This is a genomic window from Microlunatus phosphovorus NM-1, from assembly GCF_000270245.1.
Lineage (GTDB): Bacteria > Actinomycetota > Actinomycetes > Propionibacteriales > Propionibacteriaceae > Microlunatus > Microlunatus phosphovorus.
Window position 1 is genome coordinate 3,099,397 of sequence record NC_015635.1, and the last position, 24,056, is coordinate 3,123,452.

At 66.1% G+C, this 24,056-nt stretch carries 24 protein-coding genes and 1 pseudogene; 10 read left to right on the forward strand and 15 right to left on the reverse strand.

Annotated features, from left to right (window positions below; all coding sequences use genetic code 11):
* Nucleotides 1-58 precede the first annotated feature (58 nt).
* The 4 genes from MLP_RS13890 to MLP_RS13905 all read right to left on the reverse strand — a co-directional run bounded on the left by MLP_RS13890 (nt 59) and on the right by MLP_RS13905 (nt 5,209).
* On the reverse strand, nt 59-622 hold the full coding sequence (locus MLP_RS13890; RefSeq protein WP_013863753.1) for a hypothetical protein: 564 nt from the start codon (nt 620-622) through the stop codon (nt 59-61).
* Nucleotides 615-4,163 carry a DNA polymerase III subunit alpha gene (dnaE, locus tag MLP_RS13895; protein ID WP_013863754.1) on the reverse strand — a complete coding sequence of 1,183 codons (3,549 nt, stop codon included), beginning with the start codon at nt 4,161-4,163 and terminating at the stop codon, nt 615-617. Before dnaE ends, MLP_RS13890 begins: the two co-directional genes overlap by 8 nt.
* A gap of 47 nt (nt 4,164-4,210) precedes the next feature.
* Nucleotides 4,211-4,366, reverse strand: a complete 156-nt coding sequence (locus tag MLP_RS28010; protein WP_013863755.1) for a hypothetical protein — start codon at nt 4,364-4,366, stop codon at nt 4,211-4,213.
* A gap of 237 nt (nt 4,367-4,603) precedes the next feature.
* Entirely contained in the window at nt 4,604-5,209 is a 606-nt protein-coding gene (locus MLP_RS13905) for a phosphotransferase (RefSeq protein ID WP_156821157.1), read from the reverse strand.
* A gap of 229 nt (nt 5,210-5,438) precedes the next feature.
* Here MLP_RS13905 and MLP_RS26460 point away from each other — a divergent pair, with 229 nt between their 5' ends.
* Nucleotides 5,439-6,125, forward strand: a complete 687-nt coding sequence (locus MLP_RS26460) for an IMP cyclohydrolase (RefSeq protein WP_013863757.1) — start codon at nt 5,439-5,441, stop codon at nt 6,123-6,125.
* A gap of 264 nt (nt 6,126-6,389) precedes the next feature.
* Complete coding sequence (locus tag MLP_RS13915) at nt 6,390-7,046, forward strand: serine hydrolase domain-containing protein (RefSeq protein WP_269453396.1); 657 nt, start codon at nt 6,390-6,392, stop codon at nt 7,044-7,046.
* A 784-nt stretch (nt 7,047-7,830) separates the two neighbouring features.
* On the opposite strand, the gene MLP_RS13920 is transcribed toward MLP_RS13915, so the two are convergent.
* The 3 genes from MLP_RS13920 to MLP_RS13930 all read right to left on the reverse strand — a co-directional run bounded on the left by MLP_RS13920 (nt 7,831) and on the right by MLP_RS13930 (nt 8,887).
* The gene (locus MLP_RS13920; protein WP_013863762.1) at nt 7,831-8,025 is read right to left on the reverse strand and encodes a hypothetical protein; all 195 of its coding nucleotides are present in this window, start codon (nt 8,023-8,025) and stop codon (nt 7,831-7,833) included.
* A gap of 47 nt (nt 8,026-8,072) precedes the next feature.
* Nucleotides 8,073-8,570, reverse strand: a complete 498-nt coding sequence (locus MLP_RS26465) for a hypothetical protein (protein WP_013863763.1) — start codon at nt 8,568-8,570, stop codon at nt 8,073-8,075.
* A gap of 65 nt (nt 8,571-8,635) precedes the next feature.
* On the reverse strand, nt 8,636-8,887 hold the full coding sequence (locus tag MLP_RS13930; protein WP_013863764.1) for a hypothetical protein: 252 nt from the start codon (nt 8,885-8,887) through the stop codon (nt 8,636-8,638).
* Nucleotides 8,888-9,345: 458 nt separating this feature from the next.
* Between MLP_RS13930 and MLP_RS27040 the strand changes: the two genes are divergently transcribed.
* On the forward strand, nt 9,346-9,732 hold the full coding sequence (locus tag MLP_RS27040) for a mycothiol transferase (protein ID WP_269453397.1): 387 nt from the start codon (nt 9,346-9,348) through the stop codon (nt 9,730-9,732).
* A 153-nt stretch (nt 9,733-9,885) separates the two neighbouring features.
* Here MLP_RS27040 and MLP_RS29515 read toward each other — a convergent pair.
* Nucleotides 9,886-10,173: pseudogene (locus MLP_RS29515) on the reverse strand (GrpB family protein); the annotation flags it as partial.
* Between the two features lie 164 nt (nt 10,174-10,337).
* On the opposite strand from MLP_RS29515, the gene MLP_RS13940 reads away from it, so the two are divergent.
* Complete coding sequence (locus MLP_RS13940) at nt 10,338-10,871, forward strand: ATP-binding protein (RefSeq protein WP_013863766.1); 534 nt, start codon at nt 10,338-10,340, stop codon at nt 10,869-10,871.
* 8 nt (nt 10,872-10,879) lie between these two features.
* Here MLP_RS13940 and MLP_RS13945 read toward each other — a convergent pair whose 3' ends face one another.
* Genes MLP_RS13945 through MLP_RS28600 form a run of 3 tightly spaced genes read right to left on the reverse strand, consistent with a single transcriptional unit; the run spans nt 10,880 to nt 14,333 of the window.
* A complete protein-coding gene (locus MLP_RS13945) occupies nt 10,880-12,613 on the reverse strand; it encodes an ABC transporter ATP-binding protein (protein ID WP_013863767.1) in 1,734 nt (577 codons plus the stop codon).
* Complete coding sequence (locus tag MLP_RS28595) at nt 12,610-13,530, reverse strand: ATP-binding cassette domain-containing protein (protein WP_013863768.1); 921 nt, start codon at nt 13,528-13,530, stop codon at nt 12,610-12,612. Before MLP_RS28595 ends, MLP_RS13945 begins: the two co-directional genes overlap by 4 nt.
* A 5-nt stretch (nt 13,531-13,535) precedes the next feature.
* The gene (locus MLP_RS28600; RefSeq protein WP_013863769.1) at nt 13,536-14,333 is read right to left on the reverse strand and encodes an ABC transporter transmembrane domain-containing protein; all 798 of its coding nucleotides are present in this window, start codon (nt 14,331-14,333) and stop codon (nt 13,536-13,538) included.
* Nucleotides 14,334-14,399: 66 nt separating this feature from the next.
* Between MLP_RS28600 and MLP_RS13955 the strand changes: the two genes are divergently transcribed.
* Nucleotides 14,400-14,807 (forward strand): VOC family protein, encoded by a 408-nt coding sequence (locus tag MLP_RS13955; protein ID WP_013863770.1) that lies wholly within the window; start codon nt 14,400-14,402, stop codon nt 14,805-14,807.
* Here the strand turns inward: MLP_RS13955 and MLP_RS13960 are convergent.
* From MLP_RS13960 to MLP_RS13970, 3 genes are all read right to left on the reverse strand, one after another.
* On the reverse strand, nt 14,789-15,310 hold the full coding sequence (locus MLP_RS13960) for a GNAT family N-acetyltransferase (protein ID WP_013863771.1): 522 nt from the start codon (nt 15,308-15,310) through the stop codon (nt 14,789-14,791). The two genes, MLP_RS13955 and MLP_RS13960, sit on opposite strands and share 19 nt — an antisense overlap.
* A gap of 183 nt (nt 15,311-15,493) precedes the next feature.
* Nucleotides 15,494-16,018: a DinB family protein gene (locus MLP_RS13965; RefSeq protein ID WP_013863772.1), complete on the reverse strand. Its 525-nt coding sequence runs from the start codon at nt 16,016-16,018 to the stop codon at nt 15,494-15,496.
* Between the two features lie 427 nt (nt 16,019-16,445).
* Nucleotides 16,446-17,270 carry an alpha/beta fold hydrolase gene (locus MLP_RS13970; protein ID WP_013863773.1) on the reverse strand — a complete coding sequence of 275 codons (825 nt, stop codon included), beginning with the start codon at nt 17,268-17,270 and terminating at the stop codon, nt 16,446-16,448.
* A gap of 151 nt (nt 17,271-17,421) precedes the next feature.
* Here MLP_RS13970 and MLP_RS13975 point away from each other — a divergent pair, with 151 nt between their 5' ends.
* Nucleotides 17,422-18,129 carry a type 1 glutamine amidotransferase gene (locus tag MLP_RS13975; RefSeq protein WP_013863774.1) on the forward strand — a complete coding sequence of 236 codons (708 nt, stop codon included), beginning with the start codon at nt 17,422-17,424 and terminating at the stop codon, nt 18,127-18,129.
* On the opposite strand, the gene MLP_RS13980 is transcribed toward MLP_RS13975, so the two are convergent.
* The gene (locus MLP_RS13980; protein WP_013863775.1) at nt 18,098-19,327 is read right to left on the reverse strand and encodes an MFS transporter; all 1,230 of its coding nucleotides are present in this window, start codon (nt 19,325-19,327) and stop codon (nt 18,098-18,100) included. The genes MLP_RS13975 and MLP_RS13980 overlap by 32 nt on opposite strands.
* A gap of 162 nt (nt 19,328-19,489) precedes the next feature.
* Here MLP_RS13980 and MLP_RS13985 point away from each other — a divergent pair, with 162 nt between their 5' ends.
* The 4 genes from MLP_RS13985 to MLP_RS14000 all read left to right on the forward strand — a co-directional run bounded on the left by MLP_RS13985 (nt 19,490) and on the right by MLP_RS14000 (nt 24,050).
* The gene (locus tag MLP_RS13985; protein WP_013863776.1) at nt 19,490-20,593 is read left to right on the forward strand and encodes a uroporphyrinogen-III synthase; all 1,104 of its coding nucleotides are present in this window, start codon (nt 19,490-19,492) and stop codon (nt 20,591-20,593) included.
* Nucleotides 20,594-20,651: 58 nt separating this feature from the next.
* Nucleotides 20,652-21,941, forward strand: a complete 1,290-nt coding sequence (locus MLP_RS13990) for a GAF domain-containing protein (RefSeq protein WP_013863777.1) — start codon at nt 20,652-20,654, stop codon at nt 21,939-21,941.
* A gap of 144 nt (nt 21,942-22,085) precedes the next feature.
* Nucleotides 22,086-23,609: an aldehyde dehydrogenase gene (gene adh / locus MLP_RS13995; protein ID WP_013863778.1), complete on the forward strand. Its 1,524-nt coding sequence runs from the start codon at nt 22,086-22,088 to the stop codon at nt 23,607-23,609.
* Nucleotides 23,610-23,651: 42 nt separating this feature from the next.
* Nucleotides 23,652-24,050, forward strand: coding sequence for a DUF779 domain-containing protein (locus MLP_RS14000; RefSeq protein WP_013863779.1), 399 nt, complete (start codon nt 23,652-23,654; stop codon nt 24,048-24,050).
* The last annotated feature ends 6 nt before the right edge of the window (nt 24,051-24,056 follow it).

Below are 24,056 nucleotides of genomic sequence, written 5' to 3' on the forward strand. Positions count from 1 at the left end.
GGCACCGCGACTCGAACGACATTGGCCCTAGCCCGGAGCACCGACAAAGCGCCTGCGCTCAGACTTTGCCGCCCGCTGACACCTCCGCCGATTTGCGGTTGCGGCGCCGCCAGGGCAGCAACGGGGTCGGCTCCTCGGTGTCCTTGCCGAGCGAGGAAGCCAACAGCACTGGCGTGACCGCGCACAACGGCCACAGCAACAGGCTCGCCTTGGCCCGGATAGTGAGCGCGATCGGTACCGATCCACCAGGCTGGGCGTCGGCCAGCCGCGGTACGAATTCACCGGGCCCCAGTTTGTAGCCCACGAACCAGCACAGCAGTCCGGCCCCGATGGCACCTAGCACGACCACGATCACCAACGGCCAGCCGAGCTCGCGGAGCAGCCGATAGCCGATGATGCCCAGCCCGACGCCGATCAGCACACCCAGTAGACAGAACCAGGCATCCCCGGCGAAGAACTGGGTCAACTGTCGTTCGGTGACCGAAGCTCGGCCCTCCGAATCGAGCTGATAGGCGGGTAGCGGCACGATCAGCCACCACAGCACCCCCGCCGCCGCACCGAGCGCCGCCGCCAAGGCCAGGAACCCGGCGACGTGACGGCCGAAGCGCGGCGACTCAGACACCGGAGGTCTCAAGCCGCCCACTGGCCGCCAGGCATGACGGCCCGAGCAATGCCTTCAGATCGGCCATCAGCGGCTGCGACGGTGTGACCCGAAGCTGGTTGTCCAGTCGCATCAGGATCGTCTTATCGGGCTTGACCAGCTTCAGCCGCACCTCGGTGGTGCCGGGATGGGACCTCAGCACGTCCGACAGTTGCTGCACCACCGGCGGCGTACACCGCACGGCCGGCAGCGAGATGACCACCGGGCCCGAGGGCGCCTCGGTCACATCGGGCAGGGTCAGCTCCTGGGCGTTCAGCGACACTGAGTCGTCGTCGGATTTCACCCGGCCCTTGACCCGCACCACCACGTCGGTGGCGAGCACCGTGGAGACCAGCTCGTACGCCTTCGGGAACAGCAGCACCTCGATCGATGCCTCGAGATCCTCGACCGAGACGATCGCCCAGATGTCACCGCGCTTGGTGGTCTTGCGGGTGATCGAGGTGATCATCCCGGCGATTGTCACCATGCCCTCACGCGGTCCGTCGTCGCTCATCAGCTCGCCGATGCCGATGTCGCGCTCGGCCACCAGGATGTGTTCCAGACCCTGCAGCGGGTGGTCGCTGACGTACAGCCCGAGCATCTCGCGTTCGAAGGCGAGCTTGGTCCGCTTGTCCCAGTCGGGCAGGTCAGGCACGGTGCTCAGCGGCATCGCGGCGACGTCGTCCTCGTCGCCGAAGCCGGCGCCGAACAGGTCGTCCTGACCGTGCGCGGAGTTGCGTTTCAGATCCAGGACACCGTCCACCGCGTTCTCGTAGACGGTCATCAGCGCTCGGCGGCTGTGCCCCATCGAGTCGAAGGCGCCCGCCTTGATCAGCGACTCGATGACTCGCTTGTTGCAGACTGGCAGCGGCACCGCGTCCAGGAAGCCGTAGAAGTCGGCCGCCTTGCCCGCCTCGGTACGAGCAGAGACGATCCCGTCGACCACGTTGTGGCCGACGTTGCGGATGGCGGTCAACCCGAAGCGGATGTCCTTCCCAACCGGGGTGAAGTTGGCGGCGGACTCGTTGACGTCCGGCGGCAGCACTTGGATGCCCATCCGGCGGCACTCACCGAGATAGAGCGCCATCTTGTCCTTGTCGTCGGCCACCGAGGTGAGCAGCGCGGCCATGAACTCACCCGGGAAGTTGGCCTTCAGATAGGCGGTCCAGTAGGAAACCAGTCCGTACGCCGCCGTGTGCGCCTTGTTGAACGCGTAGTCGGAGAAGGGCACCAGGATGTCCCACAGCGCCTTGATCGCGGCGTCGGCGTAGCCGTTCTCCTTCATCCCGTTGGAGAAGGGGATGAACTCCGCGTCCAGGATCTCCTTCTTCTTCTTGCCCATCGCGCGGCGCAGCAGGTCGGCTTGGCCGAGGCTGTAGCCGGCCACCTTCTGCGCGATCGCCATCACCTGCTCCTGATAGACGATCAGGCCGTAGGTGGTGCCCAGGATCTCCGCGAGCGGCTCCTCGAGCTCCGGATGGATCGGGGTGATGTCCTGGCGCTTGTTCTTGCGCAACGCATAGTTCGTGTGGCTGTCGGCACCCATCGGACCGGGTCGGTAGAGCGCCAGCACAGCCGAGATGTCCTCGAAGTGGTCCGGCCGCATCAGCTTCAGCAGCGAGCGCATCGGCCCGCCGTCGAGCTGGAACACACCCAACGTGTCGCCCCGGCCCAGCAACTCGTACGTCGCCGGGTCGTTGAGCTCCAGATCCTCCAAGACGAGGTCGAAGTCCCGGTTGAGCTTGACGTTCTTCACCGCGTCGTCGAGCACGGTGAGGTTCCGCAGCCCGAGGAAGTCCATCTTGATCAGGCCCAGAGACTCACACGTCGGATAGTCGAGCTGGGTGATGATCGCGCCGTCCTGCTCGCGGCGCATGATCGGGATGATGTCGATCAGCGGCTCGCTGGACATGATCACGCCCGCGGCGTGCACGCCCCACTGTCGCTTCAGGCCCTCCAGACCGCGCGCGGTCTCGACGACCTTGGCGACCTCTTGGTCGCTCTCGACGAGGGCGCGGAACTCGCCGCCCTCGTTGTAGCGCTTGTGCTCAGGATCGAACAGCCCGCTGAGCGGAACGTCCTTGCCCATCACCGGCGGCGGCATCGCCTTGGTGATCCGCTCCCCGACCGCGAACGGGTAGCCGAGCACCCGGGAGGCGTCCTTGACGGCCTGCTTGGCCTTGATCGTGCCGTACGTGACGATCTGGCTGACCCGGTCGTCGCCGTACTTTTCGGTGACGTAGCGAATCACCTCGCCCCGCCGACGCTCGTCGAAGTCGATGTCGAAGTCGGGCATCGAGACGCGGTCGGGGTTGAGGAACCGCTCGAAGATCAGACCGTGGTCAAGCGGGTTAAGATCCGTGATCCGCATCGCGTACGCCGCCATCGACCCGGCACCCGAGCCACGGCCGGGACCGACCCGGATGCCGTTCTCCTTGGCCCAGTTGATGAAGTCGGCGACGACGAGGAAGTAGCCGGCGAAGCCCATCGAGATGATGACGCCGGTCTCGAACTCGGCCTGCTTGCGGACCTCGTCGGGGATGCCGAGCGGGAACCGGCGGCGCAGCCCGGTCTCGACCTCCTTGACGAACCAGGACTCCTCGTTCTCCCCCGGCGGGCAGGGATAGCGCGGCATGTAGGTGCCGGCGCCCTCGGTGAAGGAGATGTCGCAGCGCTCGGCGATCTCCAGCGTGGTGTCACACGCTTGCGGCAGCTCGGCGAACAACGCCCGCATCTCAGCCGGCGACTTCAGGTAGTAGCCGTCGCCGTCGAATTTGAACCGGTTGGTGTCGGCCATCGTGGAGCCGGACTGGACGCAGAGCAGCACCTCGTGCGCCGAGGCATCGGCTTGATGGGCATAGTGCAGATCGTTGGTAGCCACCAACGGCAACTGCAGATCCTTGGCGATCCTGAGCAGGTCGGCGCGGACCCGGTTCTCGATGGACAGCCCGTGATCCATCAGCTCGACGTAGTAGTTGTCCTTGCCGAAGATGTCGCGGAACTCCGCCGCGCTGGCGACCGCGTCGTCGTACTTGCCCAACCGGAGGTAGGTCTGGACCTCGCCCGAGGGGCAGCCAGTCGTCGCCAGCAACCCGTCGTGGTAGGTCTTCAGGAGCTCGCGGTCCATCCGCGGCTTGTAGAAGTAGCCCTCGAGCGAGGCGCGCGAGCCCATCCGGAACAGGTTGTGCATGCCGCCGGTGCTCTCCGCCCACAGCGTCATGTGGGTGAACGCACCACCGCCGGAGACGTCGTCCCCGCCGCCGTCGCCCCAGCGGACCCGCTTCCGCTCGGACCGGTGCGTCTTGGGGGTGACGTAGGCCTCGATGCCGACGATCGGCTTGACGTTGGACTTCTTCGAGGCCTTGTAGAACTCGTACGCCCCGAACAGGTTGCCGTGGTCGGTGACCGCGATCGCCGGCATCCCCATCCGCTCGCAGCCGGCGAACAGATCGCTGACGCGGGCCGCTCCGTCCAGCATCGAGTACTCGGAGTGAACGTGGAGATGGACGAAGCTATCCGACATGAACCCCTACGACCTCCACCTCGTCACCCAACCAGCAGGGGCCCAGATTAGTCCTCCGATCTGACAGACTCCGCCAGACTCACCGAGTCTCGGTCACCCGTCTCCCCGCTGATGTCGTCGACGGCAGTGACCACCTCATCGAGGGTGGCGATGCGCATTGACTCGGCGGCGAACTCTGGGTGGAAGTCGGTCCTCGAGGTCACGTACCAGGTCGTCCCAGAAGAGCAGGTCGTCCCAGAAGACGCTTGTGCCGGTCACTGTGGTCACTTCCCTTCCTCAGCGAAGATCGATGGTTCCGCGAACAGCCTGGCCAACGCTGGCTTGTGCTGGACCGGCCTGTCGAGGATCGTCTGGGACTACGACGGCTGGAAAGCGCTGCGTGACCAGGACAAGAAGGTCCCTCCTGCAGAGTGACCCAGCGCAGGTGTGTTCACTCGAGCTCACTCGAAGAGGTGGCGGTGATCCTCGGACCAGGCGATGCGGGCCCACAGTTCGTCCAGATATCCGTCATTCACCCAACTCAGCTGAGGCTCGATCCCTGCCAAAGCCAGCGTCCGTACTCGGTCGACGTCCCGACGTTGAACCGCGATGACCGCGTCCGTCATGCCTGCCGTCTCGATCCCGTACTCGTCACAGAAGACTTTGACACGGCCCGCACGGTCGGGCGACTGGCCGAAACCGTGCCATCGCGCGGGCACCTCGTCGCTGCGGAAGGGCGCGAGATACTCCAGCGCGTAGGCGACGTCTTCTTGTCTCGGTCCAGGGTGGCAGAAGTCCCAGTCGAACAGGCCCGCGGCCTCACCCTCTCGCCACACCATGTTCCATGGTCCAGGACCGCCATGGCAGATGACCTCGAACGGCTGAAGGGGCGAGACAGCCCAGACGGCGCCGACCGGTGGTTCCCAGCCGAGGGAGGCATCGTGGATCCGGCGCAGCAACCGAGCTGCCGACCGCAGCCCGGTCTCCGTTGCCTGGAAAGGCCAGCAGGACGGGCCAGCTGCACCCGCGAGGAAGGAGACTTCCTCGTACTCAGCTGTGAGCGCCATTGGAGCCGGAACCTCGTGCACTCCGCTCGCACGAAGGTGCCGGAGCAGTTCGTGCACGGTCGCCGTCCACGGGTGCGCGGGCCTTCGTACTCGCCCATCGCTGATCCCAACTGTCCGCGACACGGACTCATTCGACCACAGCACTGAACCGCATCAGGTGGTAGCGAGCGGTCCGGTGGAGTTGGTGGGCGCGAAGGAACGACCTGCTGACGTCGGGCAGGATCGCGGTATGTCCACGACAGTGATCAGCGAGCTTCAGCACGATGACTACCCCGGTCGTGGGCTTGTCCTTGCCCGTACTCCCGCCAATGGCGTGTGCGTCGTCTACTTCATCACCGGACGCAGCAGAGCGAGCCGCGACCGTGCCTTGGTCCGTGCGGGTGATTCGGTCTACGCACGGTCTCGTAGCGCCGGCGCGCATGACCCGCTTCGGCACTATCGGGCTGTCGCTGTCGGATCGAAGTGGTGTGTGATCGGGAACGGAGACCAGGTAGACGCCGTCGTCGCCAACTTGGAGTCAGTAGGCCCCTCAGAGGCTGTGCAAGGTATCGAGTACGAGCCCGATCCACCACTGCGCACTCCTCGGATCACCTTGGTTGCGCCACGCCAGACCGGGTCACCGCTGTACGTCAGCGCAGCACGAGCAAGCATTCTCGATCCAGAGGTGACGCACCTCAGCTGTCTGACGGTCAGCGACCTGCCGGAGGGCTGCGGAGTGTTGACAACGACCTACTACGGGATTGGTTCGGAGATTGATACCAGCCGACCACCGCTTGAGTTCTCGACCGACGTTGGCTCGGCCTCAGAGTTGCTGACCGCCGTGTGGGAATCCCTTCCCGCCGATCTGCGCGTCGCGGCGATAGCAGTCCAGCCGACGAGTCGCGATCCACTCGCGTTGCCAGCGCGGATGGCCTGACCTTAGTTCCTTGTGCCTGACGGCAACCGCTACATTCAGTTGAGTGGTAGCAGCGGGCGGTTCTGTAGCAGCAGGTTCGGCCGGCGAGGACGCGAGCGCCTGGACGCGACTCGCCAACGACTACGAACGAGGCCGGGCCCGCGAAGACTCGCTCGCGGTAGATGATCAGCTATGGCCGATCGACAGCTCGTGTCTCATCTGAGGACGGCGCTGCACAACCTCGAGGGCGAAGCAATCGCCATCGGCGCGGCCGTTGGCGACCAAATGGAGCTTGTTTGTCGAGGCAGCTTCAATAGCGCTCCGGTCCACGAACGAACCGTGTTCTACGGCGCGTCAGTGACCAAGCAGATCATCGGAGCAGCCGCGGCACGGGCAGTGCTCCGAGGCGTCGTGAACATCGACGATCCGCTCGCTCAGTGGCTACCGAGTCTCCCTCCGTCAATGGAGGCGATCCGACTGGACCACCTCGTCCACCACACCTCCGGCCTTCCCGATCTCGCCGAACCCACGCTGGGTGTACCTGGCAGCAATGCCGAGCTCCTCGAGCGCTTCCACCAGCTCGATGCGCTGAAGTTCGCACCTGGAACGAGGTTCGCCTACAACAACGCCGGCTACGTCGTACTCGCCGAGGCCCTCGCTCAGAGCCTCGGCCAGCCCATTGACGAGATCGCAGGCGAGCTCGTGATGCCCTTGGGCCTGTCGGACACACGGTTCGGCGGGCCTATTGTCCAGCTGCAGGGCAGGCCCGACCCGCCGGGAACCGTCGGCGACGGCGGGCTGTGGACATCCATCCATGACCTGACCCTGTGGCTGCAGGCCTGCAACGAAGGCGCGCTTGGTGCCGAAACCCACCAACTCGCCGAGCAAGGGACGACGTTGGCGATGGATCGCCAGTGGACTACGCCTGGGGCGTCCGAGTAGCTCCGTCGGCGGCAGGCCGAGTCATCACCCACGGCGGTAGCTGGGACATGTGGTTGGCCAAGACCGTTCGGATTCCGGAGCGTCACGTTGCCGTTGCCATCCTGAGCGTTGGCTCTACCGAACTCGAGATCAGTCGCACTGGCACCGACCTCGCCGCCGCAATCGCTTCGCGATAGGCGGCCCGCTCGACGCGAAGTGTTTGGCTGATCAGGAGCAGCGCTGATGGCTGTCAGACTCCTGTCATGAACTCGTCCCGATCGCCATTTCTGCTGATAGGAGCCACCTGCGCCGCGCTGGTGGTCGCGGGCATCGTCGTCTATCGCACCGCGCCGCCAATATCCTCCACCTTCGGGTGGTTCGCCTATTCGCTGCCCTCAGAGAAGCTCTCGACCTCTAGATCTGCGCTCTCGGCTCAAAGGGTGACCGGACTTGTCATGGCCGTCGCGGGTGGGATCGGCGCGTCAGCGACAGTCGGATACGTCCTCGGACTCCGGAACAGTGGGATACAAGCCTGAGGTCCTCGGCAAGGTAGCGGTGACGCGGTTCATCCTCGGATCGCGGTGAATCGCAGTTCGAGACGTTCCCGCGGGAACGTCTCGTACGCGTCAACTCAGAGCCCGCCTCCGGATTGGCCTCCTGCCAAGTTCGCCACAGTGCCGTATAGGCACCGTCGGCTTCCGAAAGCTCCTGGTGGCTGCCGAGTTCGGTGATGCGGCCGCCGCCCATCACGGCCAGCACGATCTGCCGACCGCTCCCTATCGCCGCACCCGGCCACACGGCGGAGCTACTCACCGTCAGCGGACTCCTCCGGTCGGAATTTGAACAATCCGAGTCGCGGCGCATCGAGTTCCAGTCGCTGGTTCAGGTCCTGGAAGGATGCGCGCATGATGGGTATGACTGCCGGGATGCCCGTCTGGTTCACGAACCTCGAGATGATGGCGGGTGCCACGTCGGCCAACGACTGCTTGGAGGCGAACACTCCCAGAGCGTCGACGACAAGTCGCCCGCCGGGGCCCGTCGCCTCCGCTATGACGCGGATGCGTAGTCGACCGACTCCACCGTTGGCCACCGCGTCGCCCGCCATGCAGCGTTGAAGGCCTCCACCTGAGCGGGGCTGGCGGAGCATGCGTCGTCGAAGCCCTTCTTGCCGGTCCGGCGTAGCCACTCGTTGACGTCGCTCCAGGCCCAAAGCGGCCCGCTCACTACTGTGTGAGGGTTGGGGAACGGGTTCACCACGTCATGGGACTGGACCCAACTGCTGACTGCTTGTCGGGTCTTGTCACAACGGGTGGCGATGCCTGACTGATTGACAAGGTCGAGTTCCATTCGCTCGATGTCGACGCCCCGCCGCTTCAAGTCGAGCGCCAGTTCCTCCGCGGCGTTCTGGAAGTCGTCCGTGATGAGGCTGGTCATGACGAAGTGCAAGCCGCTATGGCTGCCGACGTTGACGCCGTGATCCGACAGCGCCTCCTCCAGTGTTTCGTCGATCGGTCGGGTGATATAGGTGACGTCGTATGTGTTCATCGGGCTCTCCTTGCTTCAATACTGGCAGGAGGTTGACAGATGTCAACCTCCTGCCATGGGTTCCGCTACGAGCCGAACTTCGGGCACCTGGACAACATCTTGCGCACCCGGCGAGCCTCGTTGGTTGGAGACTTCGGCGTGCCCGACACCGAGAAGGTGCCGTGGTCAGGCTGTACACACGGACAGAAGAGCTTCACGCCGTGTCCCAACGCCTTGACCCGCCAACCCTGATCCATGGCCTCCAACACGACCCCGGACACCTCAGGCTTAAGCCGCTTGCGAACCGCCGTCCGGTCCAGCTCTTCGCCTGTTCCCATCAGGACTCCCAGCACGTTCCGCGAGGGCACAGGCACGTGTGCTGGGCACGGTTGGTCAGGTGCATGCGCGGACGCTATCAACTCGCTCGGACATCGCCGCGCTGTCAAATCCGAGGTGATGGACCGTGGTATGTCCGAAGCCGACTGGGCCGGTCATCAGCACCTGCGCCGTGGTAGAAGGCTTTCACCAGTGGTCGAAGAAACGATGACGCGGATTGCCATGGAGCGCCTACCGCAGCGCATGGTGGCGAACAGTTCTGAGGAGTTGGTGACCTGGATGCCAGTGGCACCGACCGCAGGGTCGGCGTGGAATCGCGGGATGCCGGCGGGAACACTTGAGCGCATGAGTTGGATGGCGCCAGAGCCGGATCCTGTCGACGAGCCGTTCGCGGGCGACGAACGGTCCATCCTCGACGGCTTCTTGGAGGCGCAGCGCTACCAGTTTCTCCGTCGCTGCGCTGGGTTGGACCCGCGTCCGCCTCAGCGAAGCAGCTGCCGCTCCTTCCGCTCTCTCGCTGATGAGCCTTATGCAGCACTTGACCAACGTCGAGCGCCACTGGATTCGCAACCGCTTCGGCGGTCGCAACCTACCCATGGCGTACAACGACGCCTTCGCCCCCGCCGACCCAGCCAACGCCCCGTCCGTGTATCAGCGACTGCGCGAGGAATGGACGGCATCTCGGGCCACCCTGGCTGCGCTCGACCTCGAGGCTGTCTACGTCCATCCGCACCACGGACCGATGTCGCTCCGCTGGCTGTACATCCATCTGATCCGCGAGTACGCCGGTCACATCGGGCACGCCGACCTCCTCCGCCAGAGCATCGACGGCAAGACGTTCAGCTGAACTCACAAGAGGCCTGACATCCCGCTGACACTGGTCGCGGCACACAGCATTCCGCTGCTCATCGACTGGTGCGTTGTTGCTGCTCCGCGTCACGTGAAGCAGCCGCGACGCACCAGTGAGTACGCAATCACTCCTGCATGAAACGTACGCCATCTCGTCTCCAGCGTCTGGGACGGTCAAGTCGATGTCGATGACGGGTTTCGCGACCAAGCTGCGCACCGCCGTCGAACCCGTATGGACGAGTCTCACAACCTGGTCCGGAACGGTTGACTCAATAGGCCGTCTCAACTCGGCGTAGTGGTCTTTCCAGAAATCCTGGTGTTGCTGCAATGATCCGGGCGTGGTCTGGCGATGCACGACCCGCTGCGACTGCCGGTCTGCGTTCGCCCGAGGCAGATACGGCCGCCAGAGCGGATGGGTGACCACGACATCAAATTCCACACCATCGACGTACGAGACGTTCCCGCGGGAACGTCTCGTACGCTTCGGCTCCGGTCATGCAAGCCCGCGAAACCGGTCATGGTCGACTGCCGCGGATCTCAGTTGACGCTCACACGATGATTAGCCCATCACTCGACACGTGCACGTCCCTGGAGGAGACGCTGATGACCGGCCGGCTTGTGTTGCTCTGCGGGAAGTCCTTCTCAGGCAAGAGCACGGTAGCCGCGTCTCTCGCCGACCACCTCCCTGGTTCGGTCGTGAGCTTGGACGCGATCAACGAAGAGCGCGGACTCCATGGGGGCGATGGAATCCCGCTTTCGGAGTGGGCGCGAACCAACGAGCTGGCCAAGCAACAAGCTTTGGCGCGGCTGCACAAAGACGAGACGGTCATCGTCGACGACACCAGCTCGCCTCGATTCCTGCGTGACGGATGGCGATCGCTCTGCTCCTCAATAGGGGCGCCGATAGCCCTCGTATTCGTCGACACCTCGCAAGAGGTGACTCGTCAGCGGCTCATCGACAATCGAGTCACCCGGCATCGCGGCGACGTCACCGACGAGGTGATGGCGGCCCACCAGGAGAGCTTTGAGCCACCGGATGAAGACGAGCAGGCCGTACTACTAGCGACGGGGTCAGGCCCCACCGATCTCGACGGACTTTGCACGACGCTGCGAGGCCTCCTCAATCAAGCCGGTTGAGCGATTCCCTATTGGCCCCCCTGCCACGTTCGCCACAGTGCCGCATAGGCACCGTCGGCTTCCGAAAGCTCCTGGTGGCTGCCGAGTTCGGTGATGCGGCCGTCGTCCATCACGGCGATACGGTCGGCGTCTCGGGCGGTATGCAGTCGGTGCGCCACGGCAATCACGGTCCGGCCTTTGACCGTTGCGGCGAGCGCACGTTCGGTGTGCCGTGCGGCGTTCGGATCGAGCAGGGCCGTGGCCTCGTCGAGGACGAGGGTGTGCGGATTCGCGAGCAGCACCCGGGCCAGGGCGATGTGCTGCGCCTGGGCACCGCTGAGCGGATGATCGGCGAGGTCGGTGTCCAGCGTGTCCGGCAGCTCATCGACCCAGTCCGCGCCGACGACGCGAAGGGCAGCACGGAGGTCGTCGTCACTGGCGTCCGGGGCGGCGATGGCGAGGTTGTCGCGGAGCGGGTCGGCGAAGACGTGATGCTCCTGGGTGACGAGGAGGACGTGCTCGCGGAGTCGCTCCGGTGGGAGATCCGCGATGACCGCACCGCCGACGGTGACCGAGCCCTCGCGAGGTCGATCGATGCCTGCGATGAGCCGACCGAGAGTGGTCTTGCCGGCCCCGGATGCTCCGACCACAGCAAGCTGCTCGCCAGGCTCGACGTCGAGGCTGACTCCGTGCAAGACGTCGGTGTCGTCATAGGCGTAGCAGACGTCGGCGACGACGATTCGCTCATCGACGGGTGTCGCAGTCTCGGCGATGACGGGCCGGGTCTGGGAAGCCAGACCTTCGACGCGGGCAAAGGAGGCGAGGCTGCTTTGCAGCGTCTCGACCCAGAGCAAGATGGTGTCAATGGGTGAGCTGAGCTGGCGGAGATAGAGGGTCGCGGCGACCACGGTGCCGAGGCTGATGACCTGGTCCAGATGGAGCAGACCGCCCACACAGAACACGGCGCCGACAGCGAGCGCGCTCGACGTGTCGACGGTCGGGAAGAACACCGTTCGCAGTCGCAGCGTCTTGAGCATGGCCGTACGTGCCACAGAGACGGCGTCGGTACACGCGTCGTTGCGACGTTGCTGCAGTCCGAGCGCCTCGACGGTGCGGGCCCCCGCCGCCGTGGTGGCCAGCACATCGGCGACCTCCGCGTTGGCCGCGCTCTCGGCCAGGTACGCCGGACGGGCGCGACGCAGGTACCAGCGCAGCACCAGGGGAATCGCCAGCAGCGCGACCACCGAGACCAGGCCGAGCAGCGGTGACAGCAGGAAGACAGCGATGAGGATGATCAGCGCCTGGATGAGCGCGAACAGCACCTCCGGGGCAGCGTCGCGGAGCACGAAGGCAACCAGCCCGGCATCCGTGGTGGCACGAGCCGTCAGATCACCGGCGCCTGCCCGTTCCACCGTCCGGGCCGGCAGCCGCATCAGCCGGTCGGTCAACTGCTCCCGGAGTCGGGCGGAGGTACGCTCGCCGAAGCGGTAGCCCAGATAGCGGGCGACGTAGCCGATCGCGAACTGCGCGACGGCAGCTACGACGACCAGCAGACCCCACCGGTCGATCGCGGCTACGCCGCTGCCGGCTTGGACCTCGTTGACGATTTGCCCGACCAGCCATGGGGCCAGCAGACCTGCCGCAGCGGCAGCGCAGCTGGTGACGACAACCGCGGCGAACGCAACTCGGTCTGCCCTGACCAGTCGGCCGGCTGCCCGGCGTACGTCGGCTGGCTCCGCGATCGGCAGCGACTGGGCGGTCACGACGGATCGTCTCCGGCCGCCCCAGCGCCCTTCGGGGCTTCACCGCGAAAGACGAGGGCGGCATAGGCCGGTTCGTCACGCAGCAGGGTGGTGTGGGTTCCGCTGGCGACCAGTCGATCGCCGGCCAGCAGGTGCACCTGATCGGCTTCGGCCAAGATCAGCGCCGACGTCGAGGTGACCACCGTCGTACGCCCCTGGCGCGCTCGGGCCAGTCGCTTGACGATGCTGGCTTCGGTGGCCGCGTCGACAGCAGAGGTCGGGTCGACAGCCAGCAGGACCGTCGGATCGGACAGGACCGCTCGAGCCAGCCGTACGCGTTGTCGTTGGCCGCCGGACAGATTGCCTCCACCCGAGTCGATCCTCGACGTCAGACCGTCCGACAGACTCTGGAGCACGTCGTCTGCCGCGGCGATGTGGAGAGCCTGCCGCACCTCACTCTCGTTGACGGGGTGCCGTCCCGCCACCACGTCGGCAAGCGATCCGGCGAACAGGTCTGCATCGTTGTCGGCGACCAGTAGGTGTTCCCGGAGCCTCGTCGGATCCACCTCGTCGATCGACTGTCCGTTCCACAGTGCACCTGGGCGGAAGCCGCCGAGCCGGTCCACCAGCGCCACGGCATCTGCTTGTCGTGCGGTGGCGATGGCCGTGAACATGCCAGCTGGTGCTGCTACTCCGGAGACCGAGTCGATGAGGTCCCCGTCAGTCGGCAGTGCGGCCTTCCTCACCTCGTCGTTCCGCTGAAGCGACAAGAAGTCGGTCACACGCCGGCCAGCGACCAGAGCACGGCTGATGTCGACCGCACCCTCGATGAGGAACGACACCGGAACCACCAAGACCGCGGCGTACCCAAAGACCGCCACCAACTGACCAACGGAGATCGCTCCCTCGGCGGCCAGCCGGGCGGCCAACCACACCACGACCGCTACGAAAGCGTCGGCAGTCCCAGCCCGAGTGCTTGGATCAAGCTGGTGACGCGGCCGACTCGGTAGCCCTGACGTTGTAGCTCTTGGGACTCCTGACGGAAACGTCGGGCGTACGTCTCCTTGCCGCCAAGCCCGTTCAGGACGGATAGGCCACCGATGATGTCGATGATCCGACCTGTCAACGTGCCCTGCTGGCTCCGATATGCCGTGCCGGTGTTCTGCAGCCGTCCCATCGCCGGTCCCAGGATCAGCGCAAGGATCGGCACGCCGATCAGGACCACCACGGCCAGGAGCGCCGAAACCCGGAACAGCAGCACCGCGATCGCGCCATAGGCCAGCACGGCACCCACGCCCGGTCCCGTGACCGTCAGGCTGCGTCCGATCGTCCAGACGTCGCCGATCCCGATGGTCACGACCTCCCCGGCCCGACTCCGCTGATTCAGCGTGGCACCGAGCCGTACGGCTTGAGCGGTCACCACCGAGACTGTCCGGAACGCGGCGTCCATCCGGACTTGCGACATCGTGCGATGGCGCCAGATCCCCAGCCCAGCCAGCACCGCACCCGAGACGACGAGCGCCGTCGACCAGGCGAGCACGACCCGACGGTCGGCGTCGACCAGCGCATCGACAGCTTGGGAGAGGAGGTACGGCGGCACGACCAGACCCACCGTCCACGCAGTGCCCAAGAACGCGCCCAGCGCGACTCTCCGGCGCTGCTGCCACACGAGCCATGCCAAGTACGACCAGGGCCCCCGAGTCGGCGGAACCGAGCGCGTGGCCGCGGCGAAACTCGTCATGCGACAGCCAAGCACACGGCCGAGCACCTACGGAATCTGATGTCTCGCAGGGACGAGACTGATCACATGCAGCCAGCGCTCACCGGCCAGATCGTCGTCATCCTCACCGTCAACGACGCAGATCGCAGCGCCGCGTGGTACGGGCGACTCCTTGGTGCCGCGGAGTCCAGTCGCTACAGCTCCGGAGACGGCCCGCTCCAGGTGGTAGTCGAGGAGCCTGCCACCGGGATGCAACTGTGTCTGTTGAGCCGACCCGGGAATCGATCCGACCGCTTCGACGAACGGCGGATCGGATTGGATCACGTGGAGTTTCTGGTGGCTACCCGTGCGGCCCTCGACGATTGGGCCGAGCACCTCGACCAGCTCGGAGTCGTGCACTCCGGCATCAAGGAACCCCGGTACGGTTCAGCGGCCATGGTCACTCTACGAGATCCCGACAACATCCAACTGGAGTTCTATTGGCCAGGCTCCTGAGCGCTGCTCCCGCCAGCATCGAGGCTGCGCCAGTAGATCAATCCGTCAAGCTGATCGTGCGCGAGGGGGATACGACCGACTACTTGAAAGCCGGCCCTCTCATAGATTCGACGAGAGGGATTGTCCTCGTTGACGAGGTTGAACATCATGGCCGAGTAGCCAAGTCGACGCGCCTCCGCCAACGAGTGGAGAACAAGACCGGTCCCGATGCCCTGGCCCCGAACGCTACGGCTGACCAAGTAGCCGCATTGTGCGATGTGGCCAGCCATAGCGGGGAAATTGCTTCTCAGAAAGTATCCGCCGAGAGTCGCGCCGTGGCGGCGGGCCGCATACACCCGCCGTCGGCGTATCCATCCCTCGTTGAACAGGTCGTGCAACTCGTCGTCATCCGAAGGAGTGGCGCCGCCGCTGGCGACGACATCGCAATAGACCTCGAACAGCATGGCGATGTCGGAGGGATCAGCTTCGGCGACACTCGTGGAATCAGCGAAGAGGTTGGTCACGATTCAGTCGACCACAGACAAGCGGCTCCCGTCTCCGGCGCGTTCGGATGATGGTCGGTAATCGGATATGACCGAGCCTGGGAGTTCACAACGATGTGATCGGAACTCGTGCGACGGACGCCCGGCACGAGACAAACAAGGCACTGGGAGTCTCGGTGCCGGAGTTCCGGAGATCGACAACCGCTACCGATCGCTGAGATTGACGAAGGGATCGGTCAGTAGATCCAGGTGTCCGACGTGACAGGCGGTTTCCTCGATCATGTGCACCATCACCCAGCGGAGTGTCACAGGGACCTTTCCGAATGAAGGACGAGGTGCTCTGACCTCCAAACTGGGAAGTCGATCGGCCACCTTGCGACTGCGATTGCAGGCGGCGCGATACAGGTCGGCGATTTCCTCGACGGAATCGTCGGCAGCGGATTCGAGGTCCCAATCTGACTGGGCAGCCGGAGCCGACCCCCACGGCTCCGGCAACTCGCCAGCCCCCACGCGCGCCGTGAACCAGTGGTCCTCCATGTGCGCCAGATGCTTGACGACGCCACCCGCTGTGAGCTTCGTTGCTGGCAGGATCCTTGTTCGGGCCTGTTCGTCCGACAGGATCGTGAGCCGGGATAACGCTCGATGCCGGTACAGGTCGAGGAACTGGCTGAGGGTCGTGCGCTCATCTGCATCAAGGTCTGGATACCGCTCGACCTCGATATCGGACATCTGTCTGATTCCTTCCGATCCCCTCCGGTGCCCTCGGCACCGAGGGACCTCCTGCAGCCTGGCCCACCTCTGGCCGCCGCGGCAACCTCGGACTGCACGGAAACAGCGAGTCCTGGGTGTGCGCCATCGTTGCGGTGCCATGAGTCTCTTCCCTGGTCAAGGGTGGATTCTGGTGGGAAGCCGCACCATCAGCTCGTTCCCTCTCCGCCATGGCGACTGGATGGTGGACGAGGTCCACGTGGGGCCGAGCGGACCGAGAATACGTCTGTGGCATCCCATGGGCCACAGACAATCGGCGGTTGAGCGTGTCGGCCGCATTTCTCGTGCCCACGGGGCGCAAACGATCGGCGGCTGAACGCCCCCGGAGTACATCCTGCGCCCGTGGGCCGCAAAACGACTGCCGTGACGTGCACCGAAGGACGAAGCGCTACGAGAGGTCAGCGCTGGCTCGGCGGGCCAGAAATGCCGTCAAGGCATCCCGAAACTCCGCTCGGCCGGGCGCGGTGGCGTGGTCGGCGCCGTCGATCGTCACCAACTCCAGCTGCGGCATGATCTCCTCGAGCCGAAGGAAGTCTTCGACGTACGGATCGCTGGTGCCCACGATGCCGAGTGTCGGCACTGTGACGGCTCGCATCGCGGTCTCGGTGACCACTTGTGCCGGCGTCGACCTGCGCAGTGCCGCCAACGCGAGCCGGTCGTGGCCCTCCAGCTGACGTACGGCGAGCGCGTGCAGCTCTTCCTCGGTCGGCAACGGGCGGTCGTCCGGCCAAAGCCGGAGGATGGCGGAGCGGGGAAGGCCCTGCTCCATCTCGGCTGCCTCAGTGTCGACGCGTCGCTGATCGCGTTTGGTCCAGTTCCGCCGGCCGCAGGCACCGCCGAGCACCGCGGTCCGGAATCGCTCGGGATGTCTGGTCAGCAGCTGGGCCACCGTGTGTGCACCCATCGAATAGCCGACGATGTGGGCTCGGTCGATGGCGAGGTGATCCAGCAGTCGCGGAACGTCGTCGCCGAGCTCGGCACCGTACGCAGCTGGGTCGTGCGGCTTGTCACTCGACCCATGTCCCCGGGCATCCAGGGCGATGGTGCGGTAGGTACGCGCGAGGGCGGGAAACACCCCGGTGTCCATCCACTGCCCACGGATATCGCTGGTGTACCCGTGCAGCAGCATCACCGGCTCCCCTTCTCCCTGCTCGGCGTAGTGGAGCGACACCCCGGCTGCGTCGAGGTAGCCGTCGCGGATCGCTGTGTTCATCTGTCCTTCCACGTTCGGAGCGGTAGTTCGCGGTCACATCTGTCGATCCGTAGGCCTGGGTGGTGGTGCCGAGGCCATTGAACACCGCATTGCCGACGACAGGCCTCATGAGAACCTTCAGCTGACCGACAAGACGCTGAAAGGGTCCCGCATGACTCGTCCGATCCTCGTCATCGAGCACACGGCTGTCGACCCGCCGGGCCGAGTGGGCACCTGGTTGCGCGACGAAGGACTTGAGCTCGAGGTGATCCGGCCGTACGCCGGCGAGGCCCAGCCGAACGATCTGTCCCGCTACGCCGGGCTGCTGGTGCTGGGTGGTGACGTCGGGGCGTACGACGACGAAGTCGCACCGTGGCTGCCGGCCACCCGGGCGCTGCTCGCCCACGCGGTCGACGAGCAACTGCCGACGCTGGCGATCTGCCTCGGCCATCAGCTGCTGGCGGTAGCGGCGGGTGGTCGAGTGTCGCGCTCACCGGGCGGTCAGCAGGGCGGCACGCCGGCCGTCGGGCTGCAGGCAGCGGCTGCCTCGGATCCGCTGTTCCGCGAGATAGCCGAGGACGCGGTCGCCGCGCACTGGAACAACGACATCGTCGTCGACCTGCCGCCTGGCGCTGTCGAACTAGCCAGAACACCATCCGGCGTCCAGGCGATGCGGCTGGGTGATCAGGTCTGGGGTGTGCAGTTCCACCCGGAGGTCGACGCCGACACCGTACGGCTGTGGGCCGTCGCCGATGTCGACAACGGCACCCTGACTGCTGAGCGCGCGGCGGAATGGCTCGCCGAGCTGGAGGAGAACGACGCCGTGCTGCAATCGACCTGGCGACCGGTCATCCGCCGGTTCGCGGCGCTGCTGAGCTGAAGGCCAGACTGCTCGCCGGGTGGCGGTGCGCCAGCACGATCAGACCTGCCGTGCCGAACGCACCCAGCACTGCGGAGATGTAGAACACCTGGGGCACGCCAACCAGCGCCGAGCCGAGCCCGCCGATCGCTCCACCGAGTCCACCGCTCAGCATGATCGAGCTCATGAACACCGACGAGGCAAGACCAACACCGTACGGATAGAGCTGCTGCGCCACCGTCACCCCGAGCCCGGCGATTGCCGCCCACAGCGCGGACATCAGCAGCTGGCCCACGAACAGGCCGAGTACGTGCTCACTGGTCGCGTACGCGATGTTGGCGGCGACTCCGAACGCAGCACCGATCGTCACCACCCGGATCGGGCCGATCCGATCGGCGAGCCAGGCGAAGTACGGCATCAGCGCCAGCTCCACCAGCGGCTGGATGGCGATCACCGCGCCGCGGACCGTATCGGAGGTGCCGAGGTCATCAGCCATGTAGAGGGGCAGGAACGCGAACTTGATCGTGTCGCTGTTCATCACCAGCACACAGCAGGCGACGAACCCGAACAGCGGCGCCAGCGACCCACGTTTCACGGCAGCCAGACCCAGACCCGGCGTGTCAACCGCCCGACCGGACACCTCGACGACCAACCGGGGCACCCGCTGCACGCCCAGCGGCAGGATCTGGCCGACGGTCAGCAACGCGGTGGCCAGCAACAACGGCCGCAGCCCGTACACCGCACCGAACCAGCTGCCCAGGATCGGACCGACGATCCAGCCGACGGTGAAGGCCATCCGGACCGCCGCGATCACCCGGTCGGCCGCCGGACTCCCCTGCCGGGTCAGGTCGTCGCGGACCGCCGCGAACAGCAGCCCCATCGACGCCCCGGAAAGACTCAGTGCCACAGCGCCGATCGCGAACGGCATCCACACCTGGGTGGCCAGGCACATCAGCAGCCAGCCGAGACCGCCGATTACGCCGCACACCCGATAAAGCGTCAGGCGATCCGGCTGCCGATCGGACAGATTGCCGAGGAGGTAGCCGGCCACCGGCGCGATGAAGTTGACCAGGTAGTAGAGGCCGGCCACGGGCACCGACGCGCCGAGATCACCGACCAGGAACAGCGTGAGCTGCGGAGTGGTCGCCGAGACCCCGATCCCGGACAGCAGCAACGCCAGGAACGCCGACCGCAGGAACCGGCTACGCCAGATGATCACCAGAGCGGAGCTTTCCTCCGAGGTCGCTGGTCTCCGCCACAACACGCTCGGGTCCCGCCTCCATCTCTTTCTGAAACGATCAAGCCCGAAGTAGCGTACGTCCTCCCAGTCGGCTTGGCGTAACCTCCTGCTCGTGGTGGCGATCGGGGACTGGCCGGCCCGATGACCTTTCCCCCGCTCACCGGCTTCCGGATCGGCGTCACCTCGGACCGCCGCTCCGACGACCTGATCGCTGCCCTGGAGCGACGCGGTGCAACCGTCATGCACGCCCCGTCGCTCAAGATCGCCCCGAATGACGAGGACACCGCACTCGCCGAGGAGACCCAGGCGGTGATCGAGTCCCGACCCGAGGTGGTACTTGTCACGACCGGATACGGCATGCGGCGCTGGTTCGAGGTCGCTGACGCAGCCGGACTGGGAGCCGAGCTCACCGATGCGCTCGAGTCGGCCAAGATCTTGGCGCGCGGCCCGAAGTCCGTCGGCGAAGTCCGTGCGGCTGGCCTGGAGGAGCTGGCAGTCAGTGCCAACGACACCACCGCGGCACTGATCGACGCGGTCGAGCAGCACTCCTTGACCGGGCTACGCACGGTGATCCAGCTGCATGCCTACACCGACCGAGCCCAGTTGGCCCGACTCCGCGGCCTGAGCGCTCGGCTGTGGACGGTCACCCCGTACCGCTGGGTGCAACCCGCCGGCTCCGACCGGCTGCAGAAGCTGATCGACGCCGCGTGCGATCGGCAGTTGGACGCGATCACCTTCACCAGCGCTCCCGGGGCCGAGGCGACGCTGGCCGCCGCCAAGTCGATGGGCCGGCTGGGCGAGCTGATCGCCGCACTGAACGACGACGTCCTAGCCGCGACGGTCGGCCCGGTGTCCGCCGGCCCACTACGCCACGCCGGTGCCCAGGTCCTGACCCCGGATCGCTATCGGCTCGGCGCCCTGATCCGGCTGGTCACCGAGGAACTGGGCGAACGCCGAGTGATCCGCTGGCGCACCGACGATGTCGAACTGGAACTGCGCGGCAAGGTGGTCGTCGTGGCCGGCAAGGCAGTGGTGCTCAGCCGCAACTCCTTGGCCCTGTTCAAACTGCTGGCGCACGACGGCGCGCTGGTCAGCCGTCAGGAACTGTTGCGCTCGCTGCCCGACGGCGCCGACGATCACGCGCTCGAGGTGGCAATGAGCCGGCTCCGGCAGGCCCTGGGCGTGCCTGGCCTGATCGCCACCATCGTGAAACGCGGCTACCGGCTGAACGCCGTACGCCTCTAGTGCTTCGCCTCTGATGCTTCGCGCCCGCGGCCGCGGCAGCGCGGCTATGGTTTAGGGCATGGGTCGACGCGACGCCCTGGCGATCCCGCCGGGCGCTGATCCCGGACGCCTGAGCCGGCACCTCAATGCGCTGCATGACAGCTTCGTGAGCTCGGGCGCAATCGACCCCGCCCTCCGTGCCGTCGTCTCGGACTCCTGGCGGCGCAGCGTCCGCAGTGGGGTGGATCCTGAGCACTCGCTGGCCCGCCTACCGCTGGACGACGCCCGACTGGCCGACGCCCGCGCCCTGCATCCACTGGCCATCGCGATGCCGGTGATCCGGCGGCTGCTGGTCGAAGACGCCGCCGAGGCCGGTCTGCTGGTGGCGGTCAGCGACGCCGCCGGGCAACTGCTCTGGGTGGAGGGTGACCCGGTGCTGCGAGCCCGGGCAGAACAGATGAACTTCCTGCCCGGGGCGGACTGGAGTGAGAACTCCGCAGGCACCAACGCGCCCGGCACGGCACTCGCCCTGGGCCGCCCGGTGCAGATCTTCGGACCGGAGCACCTGCTCCGGCCCGTCACGCCCTGGAGCTGCTCGGCGGCACCGATCCGTGAGCCCGACACCGGTGCGATCCTCGGGGTGCTGGACCTGACCGGCGGGCCGGAGGTCGCCGGACCGCAGACCCTCGCGCTGGTCCGAGCCACCGTCGCAGCCGTGGAGGCGGAGCTGCGGATCAGCCGGTTGGTCTCCCCGTCTGTCGCAGCGGCCGGCGCACGCGACAGTTCGTCGACCCTGCCGCGGCTGGAGGTGCTCGGCCGCCGTTCGGCACTCTTCTCCTACCCGGGCACGACCACGGAGCTGAGTCTGCGGCACAGCGAGATCATGCTGCTCCTGGCCACCTCGGCCGACGGTCTGTCCAGTGCCGAGCTCGGGGTCGCGCTGAGCGATGACGACCAGGCCATGGTCACCATCCGAGCAGAGTTGTCCCGGCTGCGCTCGCAGTTGGGCCCCTTCCCCCTGCACTCACGGCCCTATCGACTCCCCCGGCTCTCCACCGATGTCGATGATCTTCGCGCGGACCTTGCGGCGGGTCGGCTACGCCAAGCGGTGGCACGCTACCGCGGACCCGTGCTGCCGGCCTCCCGCGCCCCCGGAGTGGAGCAACTCCGCGAGGATCTGCATCGGCAGCTTCGCGGCAGGCTGCTTGCCGGCGACGATCCTGATGCGCTGCTGGCGTTCGCCGACACGCCCTATGGGCGGGAGGACTTCGACGTCTGGTCACGTGCCCTCGCCGTCTTGTCACCGTCGTCGTCGCGACTGCCGGAAGTGACCGAGCACCTGGTCAAACTCGATCTGGGCCTGCGGTAAACACCTTCTTCGCCGGAGTTCAGCCAAGTCTTAAGTCTGTGTGGCCTGCGTCACGATTTTCGCAACCGTGCTGCAACGTAGGGCGACCTAACGTGCGAGATGAACGACCAATCGGTCGCTCTCGACCCGACAAGGAAGTCACAGATGAGCGTCTACGCAGCACCGAACACCGAGGGCTCTGTCGTCAGCTACAAGTCCCGCTACGACAATTGGATCGGCGGCGAGTGGGTCCCGCCGGTCAAGGGTCAGTACTTCGAGAACCCGTCGCCGGTCACCGGCAAGACCTTCTGCGAGATAGCCAGAGGCACCGCCGAGGACATCGAGCTCGCCCTCGACGCCGCCCATGCGGCTGCCCCGGCCTGGGGCAAGACCGCGCCGAACGAGCGAGCCAACATCTTGAACAAGATCGCCGACCGGATCGAGGCGAACCTGGAGATGCTCGCCGTCGGCGAGACCTGGGACAACGGCAAGGCCGTACGCGAGACGCTGGCCGCCGATCTCCCGCTGGCCGTGGACCACTTCCGCTACTTCGCCGGGGTGCTGAGAGCCCAGGAAGGTCACATCTCCCAGATCGACGAGGACACCGTCGCCTACCACTTCCATGAGCCGCTGGGCGTGGTCGGTCAGATCATCCCGTGGAACTTCCCGATCCTGATGGCGACCTGGAAGCTGGCCCCGGCGCTGGCCGCCGGCAACGCGGTCGTCCTGAAGCCCGCCGAGCAGACCCCGGCGTCGATCATGCTGCTGATCGAGCTGATCGCCGACCTGCTGCCGCCCGGCGTGCTGAACGTCGTCAACGGATTCGGGGTCGAGGCCGGCAAGCCGCTCGCCTCGTCCAGCCGGATCCGCAAGATCGCGTTCACCGGCGAGACCACCACCGGCCGGCTGATCATGCAGTACGCCAGCCAGAACCTCATCCCGGTCACCCTCGAGCTCGGCGGCAAGAGCCCGAACATCTTCTTCGACGATGTCAGCGCCAAGGAGGATGCCTTCTACGACAAGTGTCTCGAGGGATTCGCGATGTTCGCCCTCAATCAGGGTGAGGTCTGCACCTGCCCGAGCCGGGCGCTGATCCAGAACTCGATCATCGACTCGTTCCTGCCCGCCGCCACCGAGCGGACCAAGAACATCCTGCAGGGCAACCCGCTGGACACCGAGACGATGATGGGTGCCCAGGCCAGCAACGACCAGCTGGAGAAGATCCTGTCCTACATCCAGATCGGCGCCGAGGAGGGCGCCAGGATCATCACCGGTGGTGAGCGGGTCGACCTCGGCGGCGACCTGTCCGGCGGCTACTACGTGGCGCCGACGATCTTCCAGGGTCACAACAAGATGCGAATCTTCCAGGAGGAGATCTTCGGCCCCGTGGTCGCAGTCACCGGATTCGACGATTACGACGACGCCATCGAGATCGCCAACGACACCTTGTACGGGCTCGGGGCCGGGGTCTGGTCCCGCGACATCAACACCGCCTACCGGGCCGGTCGCGACATCCAGGCCGGCCGGGTCTGGACCAACTGCTACCACGCCTACCCGGCGCATGCGGCCTTCGGCGGCTACAAGGGCTCGGGCATCGGTCGGGAGAACCACGCGATGATGCTCGACCACTATCAGCAGACGAAGAACCTGTTGGTGTCCTACTCACCCAACGCGCTGGGCTTCTTCTGATGGGCGGGCACTGATGGGTGGGCCGATGGACTGGGCGACGACGTGAACGCCAGGCGCGTCGACGTCTCGGCGGAGGCGGCGGAGATGATCCGCCGCCTCACTGCCGAGCACGGTCCGGTGATGTTCCACCAGTCCGGCGGCTGCTGCGACGGATCCTCCCCGATGTGCTATCCGAAGGGCGACTTCTGGACCAGCGACGCGGACGCGTTCCTCGGCACCATCGACGTCGGGCTGGACGAGCCGGTCGAGGTGTGGATGAGCGCGTCCCAGTTCGCTTACTGGCGGCACACCCACCTCACGATCGACATCGTCCCCGGCCGGGGTGCCGGCTTCTCACTCGAGGGCCCGACCGGCTTCCGGTTCCTGATCAGGTCCCGGCTGTTCACCGACGACGAGTACGCCGAACTGGGCGAAACCCGGCCTGAGGTCGGGGTGCAGTGAGCTTGT

What these genes read in the sequence shown, in the direction of transcription:
- dnaE (WP_013863754.1), bottom strand. Translation starts at nt 4,163, where the DNA reads ATGTCGGATAGCTTCGTCCATCTCCACGTTCACTCCGAGTACTCGATG.
- MLP_RS13990 (WP_013863777.1), top strand. Translation starts at nt 20,652, where the DNA reads ATGGGTCGACGCGACGCCCTGGCGATCCCGCCGGGCGCTGATCCCGGA.
- MLP_RS28600 (WP_013863769.1), bottom strand. Translation starts at nt 14,333, where the DNA reads ATGACGAGTTTCGCCGCGGCCACGCGCTCGGTTCCGCCGACTCGGGGG.
- adh (WP_013863778.1), top strand. Translation starts at nt 22,086, where the DNA reads ATGAGCGTCTACGCAGCACCGAACACCGAGGGCTCTGTCGTCAGCTAC.
- MLP_RS13965 (WP_013863772.1), bottom strand. Translation starts at nt 16,018, where the DNA reads ATGTCCGATATCGAGGTCGAGCGGTATCCAGACCTTGATGCAGATGAG.
- MLP_RS13915 (WP_269453396.1), top strand. Translation starts at nt 6,390, where the DNA reads ATGGAGCTTGTTTGTCGAGGCAGCTTCAATAGCGCTCCGGTCCACGAA.
- MLP_RS26460 (WP_013863757.1), top strand. Translation starts at nt 5,439, where the DNA reads ATGTCCACGACAGTGATCAGCGAGCTTCAGCACGATGACTACCCCGGT.
- MLP_RS13940 (WP_013863766.1), top strand. Translation starts at nt 10,338, where the DNA reads ATGACCGGCCGGCTTGTGTTGCTCTGCGGGAAGTCCTTCTCAGGCAAG.
- MLP_RS13930 (WP_013863764.1), bottom strand. Translation starts at nt 8,887, where the DNA reads ATGGGAACAGGCGAAGAGCTGGACCGGACGGCGGTTCGCAAGCGGCTT.
- MLP_RS13970 (WP_013863773.1), bottom strand. Translation starts at nt 17,270, where the DNA reads ATGAACACAGCGATCCGCGACGGCTACCTCGACGCAGCCGGGGTGTCG.
- MLP_RS13905 (WP_156821157.1), bottom strand. Translation starts at nt 5,209, where the DNA reads ATGGCGCTCACAGCTGAGTACGAGGAAGTCTCCTTCCTCGCGGGTGCA.
- MLP_RS13955 (WP_013863770.1), top strand. Translation starts at nt 14,400, where the DNA reads ATGCAGCCAGCGCTCACCGGCCAGATCGTCGTCATCCTCACCGTCAAC.
- MLP_RS13975 (WP_013863774.1), top strand. Translation starts at nt 17,422, where the DNA reads ATGACTCGTCCGATCCTCGTCATCGAGCACACGGCTGTCGACCCGCCG.
- MLP_RS26465 (WP_013863763.1), bottom strand. Translation starts at nt 8,570, where the DNA reads ATGAACACATACGACGTCACCTATATCACCCGACCGATCGACGAAACA.
- MLP_RS13985 (WP_013863776.1), top strand. Translation starts at nt 19,490, where the DNA reads ATGACCTTTCCCCCGCTCACCGGCTTCCGGATCGGCGTCACCTCGGAC.